Source organism: Ralstonia mannitolilytica, assembly GCF_905397375.1.
GTDB classification, from domain to species: Bacteria; Pseudomonadota; Gammaproteobacteria; order Burkholderiales; family Burkholderiaceae; genus Ralstonia; species Ralstonia mannitolilytica.
The window spans coordinates 192697-213929 of record NZ_CAJPVG010000006.1 but is presented as its reverse complement, the minus strand read 5'-3'; the positions used below and the strand labels follow the sequence as shown (position 1 = coordinate 213929).

Annotated in this window: 18 protein-coding genes and 1 tRNA gene; 9 read left to right on the top strand and 10 right to left on the bottom strand. The window is 67.1% G+C overall.

Annotated elements, in window-relative coordinates; all coding sequences use genetic code 11:
- Positions 1-46: 46 nt before the first annotated feature.
- Positions 47-1063: a zinc-dependent alcohol dehydrogenase family protein gene (locus tag KHN96_RS13875; RefSeq protein ID WP_062737830.1), complete on the top strand. Its 1017-nt coding sequence runs from the start codon at positions 47-49 to the stop codon at positions 1061-1063.
- 6 nt (positions 1064-1069) lie between these two features.
- On the opposite strand, the gene cobA is transcribed toward KHN96_RS13875, so the two are convergent.
- The 7 genes from cobA to KHN96_RS13840 all read right to left on the bottom strand — a co-directional run bounded on the left by cobA (position 1070) and on the right by KHN96_RS13840 (position 8149).
- Positions 1070-1876, bottom strand: a complete 807-nt coding sequence (gene cobA, locus KHN96_RS13870; RefSeq protein WP_045787481.1) for a uroporphyrinogen-III C-methyltransferase — start codon at positions 1874-1876, stop codon at positions 1070-1072.
- Positions 1877-1930: 54 nt separating this feature from the next.
- Positions 1931-3250 carry a sulfate adenylyltransferase subunit 1 gene (locus KHN96_RS13865; RefSeq protein WP_062737831.1) on the bottom strand — a complete coding sequence of 440 codons (1320 nt, stop codon included), beginning with the start codon at positions 3248-3250 and terminating at the stop codon, positions 1931-1933.
- A gap of 2 nt (positions 3251-3252) precedes the next feature.
- Positions 3253-4203, bottom strand: a complete 951-nt coding sequence (gene cysD, locus KHN96_RS13860) for a sulfate adenylyltransferase subunit CysD (RefSeq protein WP_045787483.1) — start codon at positions 4201-4203, stop codon at positions 3253-3255.
- Positions 4204-4213: 10 nt separating this feature from the next.
- Positions 4214-5017 (bottom strand): phosphoadenylyl-sulfate reductase, encoded by an 804-nt coding sequence (locus KHN96_RS13855; protein WP_045787484.1) that lies wholly within the window; start codon positions 5015-5017, stop codon positions 4214-4216.
- Positions 5014-5559, bottom strand: coding sequence for a DUF934 domain-containing protein (locus KHN96_RS13850; RefSeq protein ID WP_045787485.1), 546 nt, complete (start codon positions 5557-5559; stop codon positions 5014-5016). Before KHN96_RS13850 ends, KHN96_RS13855 begins: the two co-directional genes overlap by 4 nt.
- Before the next feature lie 16 nt (positions 5560-5575).
- Positions 5576-7246, bottom strand: a complete 1671-nt coding sequence (locus KHN96_RS13845; protein ID WP_115044065.1) for a nitrite/sulfite reductase — start codon at positions 7244-7246, stop codon at positions 5576-5578.
- A 129-nt stretch (positions 7247-7375) separates the two neighbouring features.
- Entirely contained in the window at positions 7376-8149 is a 774-nt protein-coding gene (locus KHN96_RS13840; RefSeq protein WP_045787487.1) for a sulfite exporter TauE/SafE family protein, read from the bottom strand.
- A gap of 164 nt (positions 8150-8313) precedes the next feature.
- Between KHN96_RS13840 and KHN96_RS13835 the strand changes: the two genes are divergently transcribed.
- The 5 genes from KHN96_RS13835 (at position 8314) to ilvD (ending at position 13610) form a co-directional block, all read left to right on the top strand.
- Positions 8314-9255 carry a CysB family HTH-type transcriptional regulator gene (locus KHN96_RS13835; protein ID WP_045787488.1) on the top strand — a complete coding sequence of 314 codons (942 nt, stop codon included), beginning with the start codon at positions 8314-8316 and terminating at the stop codon, positions 9253-9255.
- A 37-nt stretch (positions 9256-9292) separates the two neighbouring features.
- Positions 9293-10474 (top strand): ABC transporter substrate-binding protein, encoded by a 1182-nt coding sequence (locus KHN96_RS13830; RefSeq protein ID WP_062737832.1) that lies wholly within the window; start codon positions 9293-9295, stop codon positions 10472-10474.
- Positions 10475-10503: 29 nt separating this feature from the next.
- Positions 10504-11388: an NAD(P)-dependent oxidoreductase gene (locus KHN96_RS13825; RefSeq protein ID WP_062737833.1), complete on the top strand. Its 885-nt coding sequence runs from the start codon at positions 10504-10506 to the stop codon at positions 11386-11388.
- A 74-nt stretch (positions 11389-11462) separates the two neighbouring features.
- Positions 11463-11547 (top strand) — tRNA-Leu (locus tag KHN96_RS13820).
- Positions 11548-11750: 203 nt separating this feature from the next.
- The gene (ilvD, locus tag KHN96_RS13815) at positions 11751-13610 is read left to right on the top strand and encodes a dihydroxy-acid dehydratase (protein WP_062737868.1); all 1860 of its coding nucleotides are present in this window, start codon (positions 11751-11753) and stop codon (positions 13608-13610) included.
- Between the two features lie 85 nt (positions 13611-13695).
- Here ilvD and KHN96_RS13810 read toward each other — a convergent pair whose 3' ends face one another.
- Complete coding sequence (locus tag KHN96_RS13810) at positions 13696-14898, bottom strand: MFS transporter (RefSeq protein WP_062737869.1); 1203 nt, start codon at positions 14896-14898, stop codon at positions 13696-13698.
- A gap of 252 nt (positions 14899-15150) precedes the next feature.
- On the opposite strand from KHN96_RS13810, the gene KHN96_RS13805 reads away from it, so the two are divergent.
- Together KHN96_RS13805 and KHN96_RS13800 are read left to right on the top strand one after the other, a co-directional pair.
- Positions 15151-15609 carry a MarR family winged helix-turn-helix transcriptional regulator gene (locus KHN96_RS13805; RefSeq protein WP_045787493.1) on the top strand — a complete coding sequence of 153 codons (459 nt, stop codon included), beginning with the start codon at positions 15151-15153 and terminating at the stop codon, positions 15607-15609.
- Complete coding sequence (locus tag KHN96_RS13800; protein ID WP_062737870.1) at positions 15596-17410, top strand: chloride channel protein; 1815 nt, start codon at positions 15596-15598, stop codon at positions 17408-17410. Before KHN96_RS13805 ends, KHN96_RS13800 begins: the two co-directional genes overlap by 14 nt.
- Positions 17411-17412: 2 nt before the next feature.
- Here KHN96_RS13800 and KHN96_RS13795 read toward each other — a convergent pair whose 3' ends face one another.
- Together KHN96_RS13795 and KHN96_RS13790 are read right to left on the bottom strand one after the other, a co-directional pair.
- Positions 17413-19077 carry a GGDEF domain-containing protein gene (locus KHN96_RS13795; RefSeq protein ID WP_045787495.1) on the bottom strand — a complete coding sequence of 555 codons (1665 nt, stop codon included), beginning with the start codon at positions 19075-19077 and terminating at the stop codon, positions 17413-17415.
- A gap of 1 nt (position 19078) precedes the next feature.
- Positions 19079-20044 (bottom strand): NAD-dependent epimerase/dehydratase family protein, encoded by a 966-nt coding sequence (locus KHN96_RS13790; protein ID WP_045787496.1) that lies wholly within the window; start codon positions 20042-20044, stop codon positions 19079-19081.
- 104 nt (positions 20045-20148) lie between these two features.
- Between KHN96_RS13790 and KHN96_RS13785 the strand changes: the two genes are divergently transcribed.
- Entirely contained in the window at positions 20149-21198 is a 1050-nt protein-coding gene (locus KHN96_RS13785) for a CDP-6-deoxy-delta-3,4-glucoseen reductase (RefSeq protein WP_045787497.1), read from the top strand.
- The last annotated feature ends 35 nt before the right edge of the window (positions 21199-21233 follow it).

Here is a 21233-nt window from a genome sequence, read left to right as displayed (position 1 = left end):
CCACACGCGTTTTGCGTGGCCCTTCCACCCCACCACGAGGACGACCATGAAAGCCTTGGCACTGACCGACGGTTACGGCATCAACGCCTTGCACCCCATCGAGCGCGACGATCCCACGCCTGGTCCGGACGAGATCATCGTGCGCACGCGCGCTGCCTCACTCAACTACCGTGACCTGGAGATCGTCTCGGGCACGTTCTTCACGCGCTTCCCGCTGCCGCTGATTCCACTTTCGGATGGCGTAGGCCACGTCATCGCGGTGGGCGAGAACGTCAGTCGCGTGTGCGTTGGCGATCGCGTCGCCGGCACGTTCTGGCAGCGCTGGGACGGCGGCGACTTCCGCAATGCCGACACACGCCGCATGCTCGGCGGCCCGATCGACGGCTGGCTGGCCGAAACGATCCGCCTGGATGCGGGCGGCAGCGTGCTCGTGCCCCGGCACCTGAGCGACGCAGAAGCCGCCACCCTGCCCTGCGCGGGGCTCACGGCGTGGCATTGCCTGATCGAAACAGGCAACCTGCAGCCCGGCGAAACCGTGCTCGTGCAAGGCACGGGCGGCGTGGCGATGTTCGCGGTGCAGTTTGCGCTCATGGCGGGCGCTCGGCCGATCGTGCTGTCAAGCAGCGATGCCAAGCTCGAACGCGTGCAGACGTTGGGCGTGCCCGAGTCGGACACCGTCAACTACCGCGTGACGCCCGAATGGCATGAAGCGGTGCTCGCACGCACGGACGGCCGCGGCGTCGACCACGTGATCGAAGTCGGTGGAGGCGGCACGCTGCAACGTTCGCTGAAGGCATTGCGGGTGGGTGGACAGATCCACCTGATCGGCTACCTCGCCGGGCGCGACGGTGGTGTGAATCCGCTGGAGATATTCGCCCGCAAGGCCGTCATCCGGCCCGCATCTGTGGGGTCGCGCGGGTCGTTCGAGGCGATGAACCGCGCGCTGGCGGCGCACGGCCTGCACCCGATCGTCGACCAGGTACTGCCGTGGCAGGAGGCGCCCGATGCGTTCCGCGCGCTTGAGGCCGGTGCCGTCTTCGGGAAGGTGGCGCTGGCGTTCTGACGATGCTCAGGCGGCCAGGATATGCGGCTCGCTGACGAGCACCTCCGGCGCGGCGGCGCTCGCCCGCACGGCAAACGCGTCGCCGATCATCAGCAGGCTCGGATGCTCGGGGTCGATCCACGCGGCGGCAGCGCCGTCGGCCATCTGCTGCAGCGTGAAGCACGCCGAGCGCTGCTCGGGCGTGGTGGCCGCCTCGACGACCCACGCGGGTGTCGAGGGCGCGCGGCCGCGGGCGATCAGATCGGCGGCGATGGAAGCTGCCTGGTCGCGGCCCATGTAATAGACGAGCGAATCGGCCTGTGCGGCCGGTTCCGGTGTGACACCTTCGGGTGGTGGCGTGTCGGGATCGGCAGCCTTGGCTTGCGTGACGAACGCCACGCTGCGCGCCACACCCCGCTTGGTCAGCGGCTGGCGGATGGCCGACGCCGCGGCCAGCGCCGCCGTGATGCCCGGCACGACCTCGTAGTCGATGCCGGCTTGCTCAAGCGCCTGCAGTTCCTCGTCGGCGCGGCCGAACAGCATCGGATCGCCGCCTTTGAGACGCACCACGCGCTGGTACTTGGTCGCCAGGTCGACCAGCTGGCGGTTAATGAAGCGCTGCGCGGTCGAGCGCTGGCCGCAGCGCTTGCCCACCGGGATCAGCACTGCCTGCGGGCAGTACCGGAAGACCTCCGGCGAAACCAGTGCGTCGTGCAGCACGACTTCGGCCTCGCCCAACAATCGTGCACCGCGCACCGTGATGAGGTCTGCAGCACCGGGGCCGGCACCAATCAGGCTCACACGGCCGAGGGTTTTGCGGGTCTTCGCTTGCATGGATTGGCTTCCTTTGCTTTTCCGGACGGCGTGTGTCACCGCGCCGTCTCCACCTCAGGAAAATGCACGGATCATGCCAGCGGCCACGGTGTGGTGCGTCGCTTCGTCCACCAGGATGAAGGCGCCGGTCGCCGGATTGTCGCCGTAGGCATCGCACACGATCGGCTTCTGCAGGCTGATGTTGACCGTGCCGATGTCGTTCAGCGCGATCTGCTTGCGCCCGGTTTCGTGCGACAGCGTGTGCACGTCCAGCACGCGCTCGACTTCCGACACGCGCGCGAACACGGTGGCGGTTGTGTGCTTGAGCACGTACTTGCGGGCCGGGTTCAGCTCGTGCTCGTCGAACCAGCAGAGATCGGCATGCAGCTTCCTGGCGGCGCTGGCGGCAGTCGTCGGCGCCGCGACGATGGTATCGCCGCGCGAGACGTCGACGTCATCGGCCAGCCGCACGGTGATGGTTTCGCCCGGGCCGGCGGAGTCGGCGGCGCCGTTGGGCGTCAGCACTTCGGCAACCGTCGTCTCGCGGTTGGCGGGCAGCACGCGCACGGCCTGGCCCACGCGCACGGTACCGGCTTCGACGCGGCCCATGTAGCCGCGGAAGTCGTCCGCCTGCGACCCGTCCTGGCGCGCCACGAGCTGGACCGGGAAGCGCAGCGCATCGTCACCTACCGGTGCCGTCTCTTCCACCTTCAGGTCTTCGAGCAGCGCCAGCAGCGGCTCGCCCTGGTACCACGGCATGGCTTCGGACGCATGCACGATGTTGTCGCCGCGCAGGGCCGAGACCGGCACGTAGCGCACCGCATGTTCGTGATCCTGCAGGCCGAGTTGTACGGCCAGCGCATCGTAGGCGGTGCGGATTTCGTTGAAGCGCGCTTCGCTGTAGTCGACCAGGTCCATCTTGTTGACGGCCACGATCACGTGCTGCAGTTCGAGCAGCTTGACGATGGCCGAATGGCGCTTGGTCTGGGCGAGCAGTTGCGCCTTGCCGTCCACGGTCGTCACGCGCGTGGCGTCGATCAGGATGATGGCGGCGTGCGCGGTGGATGCGCCCGTCACCATGTTGCGCGTGTACTGCTCGTGGCCCGGCGTATCGGCAATGATGAACTTGCGGCGTGCGGTCGAGAAGTAGCGGTATGCCACATCGATCGTGATGCCCTGCTCGCGCTCGGCTTCCAGCCCGTCGGTCAGCAGCGAGAAGTCGATGTCTTCGCCGGCGGTGCGCTTGTTCTTGGCACGCGTGAGCGCCTGCAGCTGGTCCGTCAGCACGGCCTTGCTGTCGTACAGCAGGCGGCCGATCAGCGTGCTCTTGCCGTCGTCGACCGAACCGGCGGTGATGAAGCGCAGCAGGCCTTGGTGCGTTGCTTGATTCGTCATGATCAGAAATACCCTTCCTTCTTGCGCTTTTCCATCGAGGCTTCGCTCGTCTGGTCGTCCATGCGCGTGGCACCGCGTTCGGTGATCTCGGTGATGGCCGTCTCGGCGATGATCTCGGCCGGTGTGGCGGCGGTACTCGCCACCGGGCACGTGCAGCTGATGTCGCCCACCGTGCGGAAGCGAACCGACAGGACTTCGCTCACATCGCCGTCGGCCTTGGGCGTAATCGGCGTGACCGGCACCAGCAGGCCGTTCTTGCGCACGACTTCACGCTGGTGCGCGTAGTAGATCGGCGGCAGGGCGAGGTTCTCGCGGGCGATGTACTGCCAGACGTCGAGCTCCGTCCAGTTCGAAATCGGAAACACGCGCATCTGTTCGCCCTGCGCCATGCGGGCGTTGTACAGGCTCCAGAGTTCAGGGCGCTGGGCCTTCGGGTCCCACTGGCCGAACTCGTCGCGGAACGAGAAGATGCGCTCCTTGGCGCGGGCCTTCTCTTCGTCGCGGCGGGCCCCGCCCATCAGGGCGTCAAAGCCGTGGGCTTCGATGGTTTCGAGCAGCGTGACGGCCTGGGCGGCGTTGCGCGAATCGGTTTCCTTGCGCAGGCGTACGGTGCCGCGCTTGATGGAATCCTCCACATGGCCGACCACCAGGCGCGCGCCGAGCTCGGCCACGCGCTGGTCGCGGAACGCGATCACTTCCGGGTAGTTGTGACCCGTGTCGATGTGCACCAGCGGAAACGGCAGTTCGATCTTGCGGTCGCCCAGCCGGAAGGCCTTGAGCGCCAGGTGCAGCATGACGATCGAATCCTTGCCGCCCGAGAAGAGCAGTGCCGGGTTGCGGCACTCGGCCACCACTTCGCGGATGATGTAGATCGACTCGGCTTCGAGCCAGTCGAGGTGGTCGTTCTGCACAGGCGTCAGCGCCGTGCCGGGGATCTCGCTCATCACTCCCATCTTCATTTCCTCAAGCTTTGTGCGACAGGTTTGTCGCATGCAGACCGCATTCCTTGCTGTCGCGCGATTCCCACCACCAGCGGCCGGCGCGCACGTCTTCGCCGGCGCGTACCGCACGCGTGCAGGGCTCGCAGCCGATGCTGGGGTAGCCCTTGTCGTGCAGCGCATTGGTGGGCACGTTGTGCTGCTCGAGGTAGGCCCAGACCTCGGCCTCCGTCCAGTCGAACAGCGGGTTGTACTTGGCGATGCCGCGAGCGTCGTCGTCTTCGGCAAACGGCAGGTCGGCACGCGTCACGGCCTGCTCGCGGCGCTGGCCGGTGAGCCATGCATCGGCATCTTTGAGCGCGCGGTTCAGCGGCACCACCTTGCGGATGTTGCAGCAGGCCTTGCGCAGCTCGATGCTGTCGTAGAAGGCGTTCAGGCCGTGGTCGCGCACGTAGGCCTCGACGGCGCGGGCGTCCGGTGCGTATTGCTCGATCGCATGACCGTAGTGCTCGCGGATGCGGTCGAGCATTGCCAGCGTTTCCGCATGCAGCCGGCCCGTCTGCAGCGTGAAGATCGGCAGGTGTGCACGCACCGCCTCGGGGCTGCGCAGGATGGCGTCGGTCACGACCATGTCTTCGGCGGCCAGGCTCGTGGCGAACTTCGCCACACCGTGCTTGCCGGCGATTTCAGCCAGGCGCGCGAACAGCGTGGCCTCCTTGGCCGCCAGCGCCTGTGCCGTGCCGGTGTACGGAGGACGCGTCCACAGCGCCGGTCGCCCGATCGCGGACACCGGCACTTCCGACACGCTCACGTCCTGAACGTCGCTCACGCGGCCTCCTGCACGGCACGCTCGCGGCGGAACAGCGGGCGCGGGTCGTCGATGGCGCCCTGGTAGCGCACGCTGATCTCGCCGAAGCCGTTCAGCGCATCCTCGATGCTCTTGTCGGCGCGCACGGCGTAGGCGTCGAAACCGCAGCGGCGCATGAAGTCGAGCTGGTCGCGCAGCACGTCGCCGATGGCGCGCAGCTCACGCGTGAAGCCTAGGCGCTGGCGCAGCAGGAACGCCGTGCTGTAGCCGCGGCCGTCGCGGAAGACCGGGAAATCGACCGCCACCAGCGACAGGTTCGGCAGGTCGGCTTCCAGCGCGAACGGCTCGTCGTCCGGCGCCAGCCACACCGCCAGCGTGCCGGCACGCGCGCGGCCGAGCAGCGCATCGCGATGGGCTTGCCAGAATGCCAGCGGCACGATGGCGTGCGAAGCGGCATCCACTTCGGCTTGCGTCAGCTCGCCGCCTTCGGGGGCGCGCAGCACCGTCCACGCGTCCGCCACGATCTGCGGGGCACCGTTTTGCAGCTTGATGATCTTGCTCATGTTCGTTTCCCTGGGCTTAGGCAGTCTGCTTGTCGCTGTGGGCATAGACACGTTCCTTGAACGGCGTCAGCCCGATGCGGTGATAGGTGTCGATGAACCGCTCGTCGTCCGTGCGGTGGGCCACGAAGGTGTCGATGATGCGTTCGATCACGTCGGGCATTTCCTCGGCCTTGAACGACGGGCCGATGACCTTGCCGATCGCCGAATCGTTGCCCTGCGCGCCGCCCAGCGACACCTGGTACCACTCCTCGTCGTGCTTATCGACACCGAGAATGCCGATGTTGCCGACGTGGTGATGGCCGCACGAGTTCATGCACCCCGAGATGTTGAGCGACAGCTCGCCCAGGTCGTACACGTAATCGAGGTCATCGAAGCGCGCCTGGATGGCCTGCGCGATGGGGATCGACTTGGCATTGGCCAGCGAGCAGAAATCGCCGCCCGGGCACGCGATGATGTCGGTCAGCAGGCCGATGTTGGCGGTCGCCATGCCGTTGGCCTTGGCCAGCTGCCACAGCTCGAACAGATCGCGCTTCTTCACGTCGGGCAGGATCAGGTTCTGCTCGTGTGCGACACGCACTTCCCCAAAGCCGAAGCGCTCGGACCAATCCGCCACCAGCGACATCTGCTCGGCGGTGGCATCGCCCGGCGGCTGCGCCACGCCCGGCTTGAGCGACAGCGTCACCGCTGCGTAGCCGGGCACGCGGTGCGCATGCACGTTCCGGCTGACCCAGCGCGCAAACGCCTTGTTCTCGAGCAGAGCCTTCTCGTAGCCGGCGTCGGTGTCGGCCAGCTTCTCGTAGGCGGGCGGTGCGAAGAACTTGGCCACGCGGTCGAACTCGGCCTGCGTGATGGTCGACGGGCCGTCCTTCGTGGCGTGCCATTCCTCTTCCACCTGGCGCGCGAATTCTTCGGCGCCGATGGCCTTGACCAGGATCTTGATGCGCGCCTTGAACTTGTTGTCGCGGCGGCCGTAGCGGTTGTACACGCGGATGGCCGCCTCGATGTACGACAGCATGTGCTGCCACGGCAGGTCTTCCTTGATGATCGCGCCGAGGATCGGGGTGCGGCCCATGCCGCCACCGGCCAGGATGCGCAGCAGCGTCTGGCCGTTCTTTTCGTACACATACACGCCGATGTCGTGCAGCTGGGTCACGGCGCGGTCTTCGCGCGTGGCCGAAATGGCGATCTTGAACTTGCGCGGCAGGAAGGCAAACTCCGGGTGGAACGTCGACCACTGGCGCAGGATTTCCGCCAGCGGACGCGGATCGACGAACTCATCCGGCGCAACGCCCGCAAACTGGTCGGTCGTGATGTTGCGCACGCAGTTGCCGGAGGTCTGGATGGCGTGCATTTCCACCGACGCCAGCTTGGCGAGGATGTCGGGCACCTGTTCCAGCTCGATCCAGTTGTACTGGATGTTCTGGCGCGTGCTGAAGTGGCCGTAGCCGCGGTCGTGCTCGGCGGCGATGTGGCTGAGCATGCGCAGCTGGTTGGCACGCAGGTGGCCGTATGGGATCGCCACGCGCAGCATGTAGGCGTGGCGCTGGTAGTACAGGCCGTTCTGCAGGCGCAGCGGCAGGAACTCTTCTTCCGTCAGTTCGCCCGAAATACGGCGGCGCACCTGGTCGCGGAACTGCGCAACGCGGTCGGCGACGAGGCGGTGATCGTAAGCGTCGTATTGGTACATGACTGTTCAGTCCATTCCGGCTGGCGCCGGCGTGCGATTCAATTTGGGGGAAAGCGTTTCGTGATGTGGCTGCTGCCGTCGCTCAACGACAGCAGCAACACACAAGCAGGGTCGGCATGACGTTGCGCATCACGACACCAGCTTGATGGCCGTGACCGTCAGCGTGGCGGCAAGCGCGCCGCGCACCAGACGTTCCGGCAGATTCCTGGACAGGCGCGCCCCCAGCCAGATGCCGGGGATGGAGCCCACCAGCAGCGAGGCCAGCAGGTTCCAGTCGATCGTGCCGAGGTACATGTGGCCCAGGCCTGCCACGGCGGTCAGCGGCACGGCGTAGGCGATGTCGGTGCCGGCCACCTCGGCGCTCTTCAATTCGGGATACAGGATCAGGATGAGCGTCGCGCCGACGGCGCCGGCGCCAATCGACGACACCGTCACCAGCACCCCGAGCACCACGCCGACGATGATGGTTGCCACAGCCAGCGTCGAGCCCTGCAGGCGATAGCGCGGGTTGCGGGCGAGCCAGCCCAGCACACGCTGGCGGAACAGCAGCGAGATCACCGTCAGGATGACCGACACGCCGATCGTCACGCGGATCACGTGCATCCACTCGGCATCGAGGTTGCCCGCGTTCTTCAGCACGATCACCGTGATCAGCGCGGCCGGCAGGCTACCGAGGCACAGGCGCTTGACGATGTCCCAGCGGACATGCCCATGGCTGCGGTGCGCGATCGTGCCGACACCCTTGGTCAGCGAGGCGAATGCCAGATCGGTGCCCACGGCGGTCGCCGGCGAAAAGCCGAACATCAGCGTCAGCAGCGGGGTCATCAGCGAACCGCCGCCCACGCCCGTCAGGCCGACCAGCAGGCCGACCAGCAGACCGGAAACCGTATAAGCAAGCGTCATGGCGCGGGGGACACGAGGGACAGTGTGGGCGTGTTATCACGAAGTTCGAGCATCGTAATGAAGCGGCCTCATATCCCAAACCAATAAAAAATTGTTTGTTTATATGGCGTGGGTTATAAGTAGCGTTCTGATCGCTCGCTTTTCTTCGCATCCGATCGCGCGCCATGAACCTTCATCAATTTCGCTTCGTTCGCGAGGCCGTCCGGCAGAAATTCAACCTGACCGAGGCGGCGAAAGCGCTCTACACATCACAACCCGGGGTCTCCAAGGCCATCATCGAGCTGGAAGAGGAACTGGGTGTCGATATCTTCACGCGGCACGGCAAGCGCATCCGGGGTCTCACGGAGCCCGGCCGACGCATTCTCGCTTCCGTCGAGCGGGTACTGGAGGAAGTCGAAACCCTCAAGCGCGTGGGCAAGGACTACGCCGCGCAGGACCAGGGCAACTTCACCATCGCGACCACGCACACGCAGGCCCGTTACGCACTGCCCAAGGCGATCGCCGAATTCACGCGCAAGTACCCGAAGGTGCGCCTGTCCATTCAGCAGGGCACGCCGGCGCAGATCGCCGAGATGGTGCTGCACGACCAGGCCGACCTGGCCATCGCCACCGAAGGGCTTTCGCAGATCAAGGACCTGATCTCGATCCCGGGCTACCAGTGGCAGCACGTGGTGGTGACGCCGCCCGACCACCCGCTCCTCTCCCGCCCGAACCTGACGCTCGACGACTTGAAGGGCTATCCGATCATCACGTACGACCAGCACTTTGCCGGCCGTCCGAAGATCGACCACGCATTCGAGCTGCGCCAGATGAAGCCGGACATCGTGCTCGAGGCCATCGACGCGGATGTGATCAAGACCTACGTGGAAGTCGGCCTGGGTGTGGGCATCGTGGCCGGCGTCGCGTTCGATGCCGAGCGCGACCGCAACCTGCGCGCAATTCCGGCCGGGCACCTGTTCGGCACCAACGTCACCCACCTGGGCATCAAGCAGGGGGCGTACCTGCGTGGCTTCGTCTACACATTCATCGAACTGTTCGCGCCGACGCTCACACGCAAGCTGGTCGAGCAGCTGATGTCCGGCGAGCACGAAGCGTACGAGCTTTGAATCGCCCCGAATTCCGCCTGACAGGCCTGGAGACCTCATGACGACCCGACGTCGCCGCCTCTTCGACCGTATATGCGGCCTCGCGCTGTTCGCCGGCGCTGCCGCCATCGCCCTGCCCGCCCACGCCGATATCCGCGTCGGCGTGGTGCTGTCGAGCACCGGACCCGCCGCGGCCATCGGCATCCCGAGCAAGAACACCGTGCAGATGTGGCCCGCGACGATCGGGGGCCACCGCGCGCAGGTCATCATCCTCGACGATGCATCGGACCCTTCGGTGGCGGTGCGCGATGTGCGCAAGCTGATCGCCGAAGAGAAGGTCGATGTGATCGTCGGCCCGACCATCGCGCCGACGGCGCTCGCCTCGCTCGACGCCGTGGCCGAAGGGCAGACGCCCATGGTGGCGCTGGCCGCCTCCGCCTCCATCGTCGAACCGCAGGACGCCAAGCGCCACTGGGCCTTCAAGATGCCCCAGAACGATTCGCACATGGCGACGCTCGTCACGCAGCACATGGCGGATACCGGCGTGCGTACCGTCGGCTTCATCGGTTTTGCCGACGCGTATGGCGAGAGCTGGTGGCGCGAGTTCTCGAAGCTGGCCGACGTGCGCAAGCTGCACGTCGTCGCCAACGAGCGCTTTGCGCGCACGGACGCCAGCGTCACCGGGCAGGCGCTCAAGCTGATGGCCGCCCGGCCGGATGCCATCCTGATCGCGGGCTCGGGCACGCCGGCCGCGCTGCCCGAGCGCACCCTGGTCGAGCGCGGCTACAAGGGCCGGATCTACCAGACGCATGGCATCGCCAGCACGGAATTCCTGAAAGTGGGCGGCAAGGACGTGGAAGGCACGCTGTTCCCCACCGGCCCGGTCGTCGTCGCCCGCGAGTTGCCAGCCAGCCATCCGGTGCGCAAGGTCGCGGTGGAATTTGCCGAGCGCTACGAGGCCAGGTACGGCCCCAACACCGTCACGCAGTTTGCGGGCGATGCGTGGGGCGCGTGGCAGTTGCTCGACAATGCCACCGCCCGTGCGCTCAAGACCGGCACGCAGCCGGGCACCCCGGCCTTTCGCGCCGCCCTGCGCGACGCGCTGGAAACCACGCGAGACCTGACCGTGCCCAACGGCGTGCTGAACCTGAATGCACAGGATCACCAGGGCTTCGACCAGCGCTCGCGCGTGATGGGCATCATCAGGAACGGCCGGTTCGCCTACGCCGGCCCGCGTTAAACCCGAGCAACACAGATTCGAGATTCGCCATGACACGACTCGCCTTCATCGGCCTCGGCAACATGGGCACGCCGATGGTCCAGCACCTGATCGCCGCCGGCCATACCGTGCGTGCCTATGTGCGCCGCCCGGAAGCGGCCGACAACGCCCGCACCCTAGGTGCGGAGCCGGTCGCCACGCCGGCCGAGGCCGCGCGCGACGCGGAGGTCATCTTCACCAATGTCACCTCCACCGCCGACGTCGAAGCCGTGCTGCTGGGGCCGTACGGCGTCATCCACGGCGCACCGCGTGGTGCGGTCTGCATCGACCACAGCACGATCTCCGCCGTGGCTACGCGGCGCATTGCGGCGGAACTGGAAGCGGCGGGGCTGGAGTTCCTGGATGCGCCCGTCTCGGGCGGCACGATGGGCGCGCAGAAGGCCACGCTGTCCATCATGGTGGGCGGCAAGCCCGAGGTGCTGGAGCGCGTGCGCCCGCTGCTTCAGCTGCTGGGCACGACCATCACCTATATCGGTGCGGCCGGGTCGGGCCAGGTTGCCAAGGCGTGCAACCAGATCGTGCAGGTCATCAACATCCAGGGCATTGCCGAAGCGATGCTGTTTGCGCGCGAGCAAGGCACCGACCCCGCGCGCGTGCTGGACGCCATCCGGCCCGGCTTTGCCGGCAGCCGCATGCTCGACATGATGGGCCCCAAGATGGCCGAGCGGAACTTTGCCGCCGGCATCGAAGCGCGCCTGCACGACAAGGACTTCGGCCTCGTGCGCGAGATCGCCCACGAGCTGGGCCTGCAGATGCCGGCGATGGAGCTGGTGGCCTCGCAGCTCAACGCGCTGGTGGCCAACGGCTGGGGATACGACGATACGTCGTCCTTGCTGCGCGTGCTGGAACTGCAGAACGCGCACAAGGCGGGCTGAGCCGCGGCCCGTCGCCCCGCCTGCCTTGTTGGGCGAGCCGAACTTCTGGCATAATTGCCGGCTCGTTCGCACCTGCCCGGGTGGTGAAACAGGTAGACGCAGGGGACTCAAAATCCCCCGCCGCAAGGCGTGTCGGTTCGAGTCCGACCCCGGGCACCAGATTCCAAAGCCGCTTCTGTTGATGCAGAAGCGGCTTTTTCATTGCACGTCCGGCAGGACGAGGATGCAGGACAACGCGCCCGGCGCGGCGTGGGATAATCCCTGTTTTGCCCCGGGCGTGGCTCAAGAGGCCGGTTGCACGGGCGCGCGAGGGCCTGTATCCGCGTGGCCCGCCCCACAATCGACTTGCTTCCGTACCCAAAATGCCCGCATACCGTTCCAAAACCTCCACCGCCGGCCGCAACATGGCGGGGGCCCGCTCGCTGTGGCGCGCCACCGGCATGAAAGACGAAGATTTCCAGAAGCCGATCATCGCGGTCGTCAACTCGTTCACGCAGTTCGTGCCCGGGCACGTGCACCTGAAGGATCTCGGCCAACTCGTCGCGCGCGAGATCGAAGCCGCCGGCGGCGTCGCGAAGGAATTCAACACGATCGCCGTCGATGACGGCATCGCCATGGGCCACGACGGCATGCTCTATTCGCTGCCGAGCCGCGACATCATCGCCGACTCGGTCGAATACATGGTCAACGCGCATTGCGCCGACGCCATGGTCTGCATCTCGAACTGCGACAAGATCACGCCGGGCATGCTGATGGCCGCGATGCGCCTGAACATTCCGGTGATCTTCGTGTCGGGCGGCCCGATGGAAGCCGGCAAGACGCGCCTCGCGAACCCGGTCACCAAGACCGTCGAACTGAAGAAGCTCGACCTCGTCGACGCGATGGTGATCGCGGCCGACCAGTCGTATTCAGATGCCGAAGTCGCGGAAGTCGAACGCTCGGCGTGCCCGACCTGCGGCTCATGCTCGGGCATGTTCACCGCGAACTCGATGAACTGCCTGACCGAAGCGCTCGGCCTGGCGCTGCCGGGCAACGGCACCGTCGTCGCGACGCACGCGGACCGCGAGCAGCTGTTCAAGCGCGCCGGCCGCCGCATCGTCGAGCTGACCCGCGAATACTACGAACAGGAGAACGACCGCGTGCTGCCGCGCTCGGTCGGCTTCAAGGCGTTCGAAAACGCGATGACGCTCGACATCGCGATGGGCGGTTCGACCAACACGATCCTGCACCTGCTGGCGATTGCTCAGGAAGCCGGCATCGACTTCACGATGAAGGACATCGACCGCCTGTCGCGCGTCGTGCCGCAGCTGTGCAAGGTCGCGCCGAACACGAACAAGTACCACATCGAGGACGTGCATCGCGCCGGCGGCATCATGGCGATCCTCGGCGAGCTCGACCGTGCCGGCAAGCTGCACACCGACGTGCCGACCGTGCATGCGCCCACGATGAAGGACGCGCTGGATCAGTGGGACATCGTCCGCACGTCCGATGAAGCCGTGCAGACGTTCTACCGCGCCGGTCCCGCCGGTATCCCGACGCAGGTCGCGTTCAGCCAGAACACGCGCTGGCCGAGCCTCGACCTCGATCGCGCCGAAGGCTGCATCCGCTCGTACGAGCATGCGTTCTCGAAGGAAGGCGGCCTCGCCGTGCTGACCGGCAATATCGCGCTCGACGGCTGCGTGGTGAAGACGGCCGGCGTCGACGAGAGCATCCTCGTGTTCGAGGGCACCGCGCACGTGACCGAATCGCAGGACGAAGCGGTCGAGAACATCCTCAACGACAAGGTGAAGGCCGGCGACGTGGTGATCGTGCGCTACGAAGGGCCGAAGGGCGGCCCCGGCATGCAGGAAATGCTGTACCCGACGAGCTACATCAAGTCCAAAGGCCTGGGCAAGGCGTGCGCGCTGCTGACGGATGGCCGCTTCTCGGGCGGCACCTCGGGCCTGTCGATCGGGCACTGCTCGCCGGAAGCGGCGGCAGGCGGCGCGATCGGCCTCGTGCGCGACGGCGACCGCATCCGCATCGATATCCCGAACCGCACGATCAACGTGCTCGTGTCGGACGAGGAACTTGCACGCCGCCGCGAAGAGCAGAACGCCAAGGGCTGGAAGCCGGCGAAGCCGCGTCCGCGCAAGGTGTCGGCAGCGCTGAAGGCCTACGCGAAGCTGGTGATGTCGGCCGACAAGGGCGCCGTGCGCGACCTGTCGCTGCTGGACGACTGACCCCGGCGCAACTGCTGCTGAAGCCGCTCTCCGGAGCGGCTTTTTTCTTGGTGGCGATGCACAAGACCGCCAGGCTCGGAATCGACTACGGGTTCACCGCAAGCCGGCTCCGGCGCTGCGCCACCTGCAGCAGCACCAGCAATAGGCCCCCGGCCGCGATGAGCGCACCGGCCACGGGCACCGCCGCATAGCCGAAACCCGCCGAAATGACCGCGCCGCCGGCCGCCGCTCCGAGCGCGTTGCCCAGATTGAACGCCCCCACGTTGATCGACGACGCCAAACCGGGGGCCTCCGCGGCCGCGCGCATGACGCGCATCTGCAGCGGCGGCACGACGGCAAACGTGGCAATGCCCCACACCAGCAACGCAGCTGCGGCGCCGGCATGCGTTTTTGCAAGCACGGGAAAAGCCAGCATCGTCGCGATCAGGAGCACCAGGAAACCGATGAGGCTGCCGTCGAGCGAGCGATCCGCCAGCCGGCCTCCCGCCATGTTGCCGATGGAAAACCCAACGCCGATCAGCACGAGCATGGCCGTCACGAAAGCGGGGGTGGCGCCGGTCAGCTGGGCCAGCGTGGGGGCCACATAGGTGTACAGCGTGAACATCGCGCCGGCGCCCAGCACCGTGGTCAGCAGCGCACCCACGACGACGGGGCTCGTCAGCACGCGCAGCTCGGCGCGCAGGTTCGGCATCTTGCCGGCGTCACCCTTGGGCAACGCCGCGAACAGGCCCGCGATGGCGATGAGGCCGAGGCTCGCCGTCGCCATGAACGACATGCGCCAGCCGATCATCTGGCCGAGCCACGTGGCCGCCGGCACGCCGCCCACGTTGGCAATCGTCAGCCCCATGAACATGGTCGCCACGGCGCTCGCCTGCTTCTCGCGCGGTACGAGGCTCGCCGCCACCACGGAGCCCAGCCCGAAGAACGCGCCATGGTTCAGGCTGGTCACCAGACGCGCAAGCAGCAGCGTCGTGTAATTCGGCGCGATGGCCGACAACAGGTTGCCGAGCGTGAAGATGCTCATCAGCGCAATCAACGCCGAGCGGCGCGGCCAACGTGCCAGCAGCAGCGTCATGACGGGCGCACCGAGCATCACGCCGATGGCATAGGCGCTGATGAGCATGCCGGCCTGCGGAATCGATACGTGCACGCCTTCGGCAATCACGGGCAGCAGGCCCATGGGCGAGAACTCGGTGGTCCCGATGCCGAACGCGCCGGCTGCGAGTGCGAGCAACGGCAGCGTTGCGCTGACGGGTGCGCGATCAGAGGAAGCGGGTGTGGCATGCATGCCGCAAAACTCCTGGGCAAGACGCGGAAAGCCGACGGCATCGTGGCCGGACGCTCCGCAAACGTTTTGACAGGCTCGCAGTGTGCTGTCTTTGCCGTGCCGGAAAAACCCGTTGGGGGACCAAACAGTCTTGCGCGGAATTCAACAATCTCGGGCCCGTTATGGCGCACCTGCGGCATCACGGCCGTTTCCGCTGGACATCGCCAGATATATCATGTTGTGATACATTCGGGCCGAAACGCTGATTCCATCATGTCTGCCACCAATCCACGACCGTTGTCCAAGCAGGATTTCGAGACCCTTTCCGATTTCCGCTACCACCTGCGTCGCTTCCTGCGTGCCTCTGAAGACCTGATCCACTCCAAGGGCATCACGCCGTTGCAGTACCAGTTGCTGCTGCACGTGAAGGGCTACGCCGGGCGCGAGTGGGCGACCGTGGGCGAGCTCGCCGAGCGGCTGCAGGCGTCTGCGCACGGCACCGCGGCCCTGGTCACGCGCTGCGAGGAAGCCGGCCTGGTCGAGCGCCGCCAGAGCGACGCCGATGCGCGGCAGGTCGAAGTCCACCTCTCCAGGAAGGGCGATCGTCTCGTCGCGCTGCTGGCTGGGCTGCACCAGAGCGAGCTGTCGGCCTTCAGCCGCGCCTTCAAGATCCCGCATCTCGACCAAGCCGCTGACCCCTCCGCCGCGCAGTCACGTCATGCAAACCCCTGAACACTCGCTGCATCGGCGTGACTTTGCGACCGACACCACATTGTTCCGCACGACTGCGCTGGCGGTGGTCATTGCCGCATTTGCCACGCTGGCGGCGGTGGTGCTGCTCAACCTGATCCGCTTCTTCACCAACCTGTTCTTCTTCCAGACGCTGTCATTGGCGGATCGCTCGCCGGCCACCAACACGCTCGGGATCTGGGTGGTCGCGATCCCGCTCATCGGCGGGTTGATCGTTGGGCTGATGGCGCGCTTCGGGTCGGAGAAGATCCGCGGCCACGGCATTCCCGAAGCCATCGAGGCCATCCTGTTCGGCAAGAGCAAGATGTCGTCGAAGGTGGCGGTGCTCAAGCCGCTGTCGTCGGGCATCGTGATCGGCAGCGGCGGGCCGTTCGGTGCGGAAGGCCCGATCATCATGACGGGCGGTGCGGTGGGCTCGTTGTTTGCGCAGTTCTTCAAGCTCACCGCCGCCGAGCGCAAGACGCTGCTGGTGGCCGGTGCCACGGCCGGCATGACGGCAGTGTTCGGCACGCCGGTGGCCGCGCTGCTGCTGGCCGTCGAGTTGCTGCTGTTCGAATGGCGCCCGCGCAGCATCCTGCCGGTGGCAGTGGCGTGCGCGGTCGCGGGCTTCCTCCGTGTGCTCGTGCTGGAGCCCGGCCCCCTCTTCCCGCTGGAAACCGCACCGGCGACGCTGCCGGCGCTCGGCTCGTGCATTGTCGCCGGGCTGCTGTGCGGCGCGCTGGCACGGTCGCTGTCGATGGCGCTGTACAAGACCGAAGACCTGTTTGGCCGCCTGCCGATCCACTGGATGTGGTGGCCGGCCATCGGTGGGCTCGTGGTCGGCATCGGCGGCTATTTCGAGCCGCGCGCGCTGGGCGTCGGCTACGACGTCATCGGCGACCTGCTGCACAACCACCTGGCCATCGGCGTGGCGCTGGCGCTGCTGGTCGTCAAGGCGATCATCTGGGTGATCGCGCTGGGCTCGGGCACCTCGGGTGGCGTGCTGGCCCCGCTGCTGATGATGGGCGCCGGGCTTGGCGTGCTGATCGGCCCCGTGCTGTCGGGCGGCGATCCGGGCCTGTGGCCGCTCGTCTGCATGGCCGCCACGCTGGCTGGCGTGCTGGGCGCCCCGCTCACCGCCATTGTCTTCGCCTTCGGGCTCACGCACGATGTGAATGCCCTGCTGCCGATCCTGCTGGCGGTAGCGGTGTCCTATGGCTTTGTCGTGCTGACCATGCCGCGCTCGATCATGACCGAGAAGATCGCGCGCCGCGGCTTCCACATCTATCGCGAATACGCCGTCGACCCGCTCGAGCGCCACGCCGTCGATGAAGTGATGACGCGCTCGGTGCAGACCATCGATGCGCACGCCACGCTGCAGGAGACGCTGGCCACGCGCTTTGGGGCCAAGCAGGCGCACCGCGCATTCCCGGTGGTGCGCGATGGCGCCCTCGTCGGCATGCTCGACCGCGAGGCGCTACTGGCCGGCCAGGCGCGCGGCGCGCACACCGTGGCTGAACTGTTCGGCGCCAACGCACCATCAATGGCGCTGCCCGGCGAGACCTGCCGCATCGTCGCCACACGGCTGGCCGTGCATGGGCTGGAGCGGCTGCCCGTGGTGGCCGATTCGCAATCGCGCCGCGTGGTGGGCATCGTCTCGCGCAGCGACCTGGTCAAACCGTCGCTCGCGTTCTTCGACGAGGAGCAGCGCCGGGAGCGCTTCCGCCGGGTGCCGCTGTCGGGCACACGCACACACCTCCAGCTGCGCCGCCGTCGCAACGGGCGCGCCAGCCAGGCCCGCTGATCTCAGCCGGCCACGTGCCGGTTGCGGCCGCTTTCCTTGGCGCGATAAAGCGCAAGGTCTGCGCGCTTGAGCATCTCCGATGCGGTATCGCCCGGCCGGCGGGCCGTCATGCCCATGCTGACGGTCATCGACAGGCCGGTGGGAAAGTTGTCGTCGGTCTCGGCCACGGAGGCGCGCAGGTGCTCCGCGACTTCCGTTGCCGCGTCCAGCGTCGTGCGGCCCATGACGATGGCGAATTCCTCGCCGCCCAGGCGGCCGACCATGTCGCTGCTGCGCAGGACCGCGGTGGCAAGGGAGGCAAAGCGCTGCAGCGCCAGATCGCCTACCGCGTGGCCCCATGTATCGTTGATGCGCTTGAAGTGATCGAGATCGGCGAGCACCAGCACAAGCGGCTCGCCGCGGTTGTGCGCACGCATCAGCACCGTATCGAACAGCGCCAGAAAGCGCCGGCGCGTGAGCACGCCGGTCAGGTGGTCGAAGTGCGCCTCGTTGGCCAGTGCGCTGTTGGTGCGCTGCAGCCGCTGGTTCAGATGCCGCGTGACGCGATGATGCTGCCGTTCGCGCACCAGCGACCACACCACCAGAACGAACGTCGCCAGCACGCTCACGAAGAGCACGAAACAGAGGGTGCGATTGCGAGTGTGGTCCGCAATCTGCTGGCTCCACGCGGGCAGCGGCTCGGCCACGACGACGGTGAGATCGGCACTGGCATTGCGTGACACCGTCAGCGACGGCATTGCGCTGCCCTCGCGCCAGGCCAGCGTATCGCGGACGTCCTGCGGCACCCATCGCGGCACCGGGTGATGCGGCTGCGCGGCGGACTGGTACGGCCAGACGTCGAAGTCGACGCGCTGGTACGCGTCGTACCGATCGGTGGCGCTCATCTGCTGCAGACGGGCGCCCGGCAGCATCTTGCCGACCAGCGACGCGTCAGTCGACAGGATGATCAGCCCGTTTGCGTCAGCGACCAGCGAGGTCGGGTGCGATACCCAGTGCTGCAGGCGTGCCAGACTGACCTTGGTGCCCATCGCCGCAACGAGGTAGCCGCCCGCGTCGTACACCGGCGCGGCGAAGAACAACCCGGGCACGCCGGTGACACGCCCGACCGTGAACTGCTCGCCCAACCCGCCGAGCATCGCCTCCTTCATGTACGGCTGCATGCTCGACAGCACGCCGATGAACGACTCCGGGTGTCCGGCGATGTTGCCCAGCACCACATAGTGGTGCCGATTGACCACCCAGACGTAGTCGAGGCCGAGGTTGCCGGCGGTCGTACTCAGGAACGCGTTGATGTCGGCAACCTCCGGATACGACTGCGCCTCCTTGGCGCGCGAGCCCTGGTCCATCAGGCTCCAGCGGCGCGTATCGATGCGGTTGACCGCGCGCGGGATGGCATCGATCTGCGCGAGCGTCTGCGGAATGGCGCGCAGCAGGGCGACGTCGGCCGTGATCTGGCTCGACATGCCCTCGGCCACCTGGGCGGCAAGCTGGCGCCGGGCTTCGACCATCTGTTGCACGTCGCGCGCGGCAATCATGTCCGCAACGATGCATGCGGCAATCCAGCACGTTCCCACGCCGACCACCACCGCGGTCAGCGCAAGCGCGAGCCGGATCGCACGCCGCCGCGCCGGGCTGGGCGAAGATACCGCGGGCGCCGGGGGCTCCATGTCAAGCCCCACCGCTCAGGAAATGCGCCACCGTCGGATACCGCAGCACCACGCGCAGCTCGCGCATCAGGCGGGCATTACGCAGACGGCGCGATTCGCTCATGAACGACAGCAGCGTCGGCTCGATCTGCTGCGTGGCATCGGCCCGCGAGATGCGCGGCGGACGCGGCAAGCCGCGGGCATCGGCCACGGCGTCGAAGTAATCGCCCATGCGCAACTCCGACGCATCGCTTGCATGCACGATGCGCTGCGGCCTGCCGCGGAACAGCGCCGCGATCAATGCCCGCGCGAGATCGTCGGCGTGAATATGGTTGGTGTAGACATCGTCCTCGGCGCGCAAGGCTGGTGTGCCGCGCTCCAGCCGGGCGGTCGGCAGGCGCTCGGCCGCATAGATTCCGGGGATGCGCAGGATGGACGTGCGCCAGCCGCCGCCTGCTCCGAACCAGCGCACGCGGCGCTCGGCGGCCACGCGGCGCTGGGCACGGGCGGTGGCCGGCTTCACGGGGCGGCTTTCTTCCACCCAGGCGCCGCCGGCATCGCCGTACACGCCGCTCGTGCTGGCGTACACGAACGCACGCGCCTGGAGGCGGGTTTTCAAGCGGCCCGTGAAGCGGCCAGACGTGCGCGGCCGCTCGGGTAAAATGCGATGCTTTGTGGCCCGGGGGCTCCGGGCGGGACGCGCGAGCGCATGCAGCAGCGCGCCGGTGCGTGGATCGTCGCGGCCGGTGGCGGGCGGCGGTGCCAGGTGCAGGACGCGCTGGCTCAACCCGCGCAGACGGCGCAGCGATGCGGCATCGTCAAGATTCGCAAGCACCGGCACGGCGCCCGCTTCGCGCAAGGCAGCACGGCCCGCTTCGCGCGACGTGACGGCAAAGACGCGGAAACGCGTGCGCAGCATCGCCAGGCAACGTTGCCCGACGTCCCCGCAGCCGACGATGAGTACGCGCGGAAGCCCCAGACGTGACATGGATTCCGGTGGCCGGGCGACTGCCGGGCTCACCCTCGGATGTGCCGCCGAATGCGCCGCATTCAGGCGACCAGAGACTCTTTTCAACATATTCGGATTGTAGTATGGCTTACCAGATCAACGTGCTGCCCAGCGGCCGCCAGTTCCAGGCCGAAGACGGCGAGACCATCCTTGCAGCGGCGCTTCGCCAGGGCATCGGCCTGCCGTACGGCTGCAAGAACGGCGCATGCGGCTCGTGCAAGGGGCATGTGCGCGAGGGCTCGATCGTGCAGGGCAACCATTCGCCCAACGCGCTGTCCGCGCAGGAAGCTTCCGAGGGCCGCGCGCTGTTCTGCTGCGCCACGCCAGCCACGGACGTCACCATTGAAGTGCGCGAAGTGCAAGGCGCCGGCGACGTGCCCATCAAGAAGATCCCGTGCCGCGTGGCGTCCCTGGAAAAGGCCGCGCCCGATGTGACCATCGTCAAGCTGCAACTGCCGGCCACCGAGCGCATGCAGTTCCTGGCCGGGCAGTACGTCGAATTCCTCCTGCGCGACGGCAAGCGCCGCAGCTACTCGATCGCCAATCCGCCGCACGAAGAAGGCCCGATCGAGCTGCACATCCGCCACATGCCGGGCGGCGTATTCACCGACTACGTGTTCGGCGCCAAGGAAGGCGCGCCGGCCATGAAGGAGCGCGACATCCTGCGTTTCGAAGGGCCGCTGGGCAGCTTTTTCCTGCGCGAAGACTCGGACAAGCCGATCATCCTGCTGGCCTCCGGCACGGGCTTCGCGCCCATCAAGGCCATCATCGAGCACGCCCAGTTCATCGGCAGCAAGCGCCCGATGACGCTGTACTGGGGCGGCCGCCGTCCGCAAGACCTGTACATGCACGCCAGGGCCGAGGAATGGGCGCGCACGATCCCGGGTTTCACTTACGTGCCGGTCATCTCGAACGCCCTGCCCGAAGACGCGTGGACGGGCCGCACCGGCTTCGTGCACCACGCTGTGATGGCCGACCACCCAGACCTGTCCAACCACGAGGTCTACGCGTGCGGGGCGCCGGTCATGGTCAATGCCGCCCGCAACGACTTTGCCGCGCAATGCAAGATGCATCCAGACGCGTTCTTTGCCGACTCGTTCACCTCGGAAGCCGACCTGCACCCGGCGGGCTGAGGCGTTGCACAAATCCAAAGACGGTCAAAATTTGG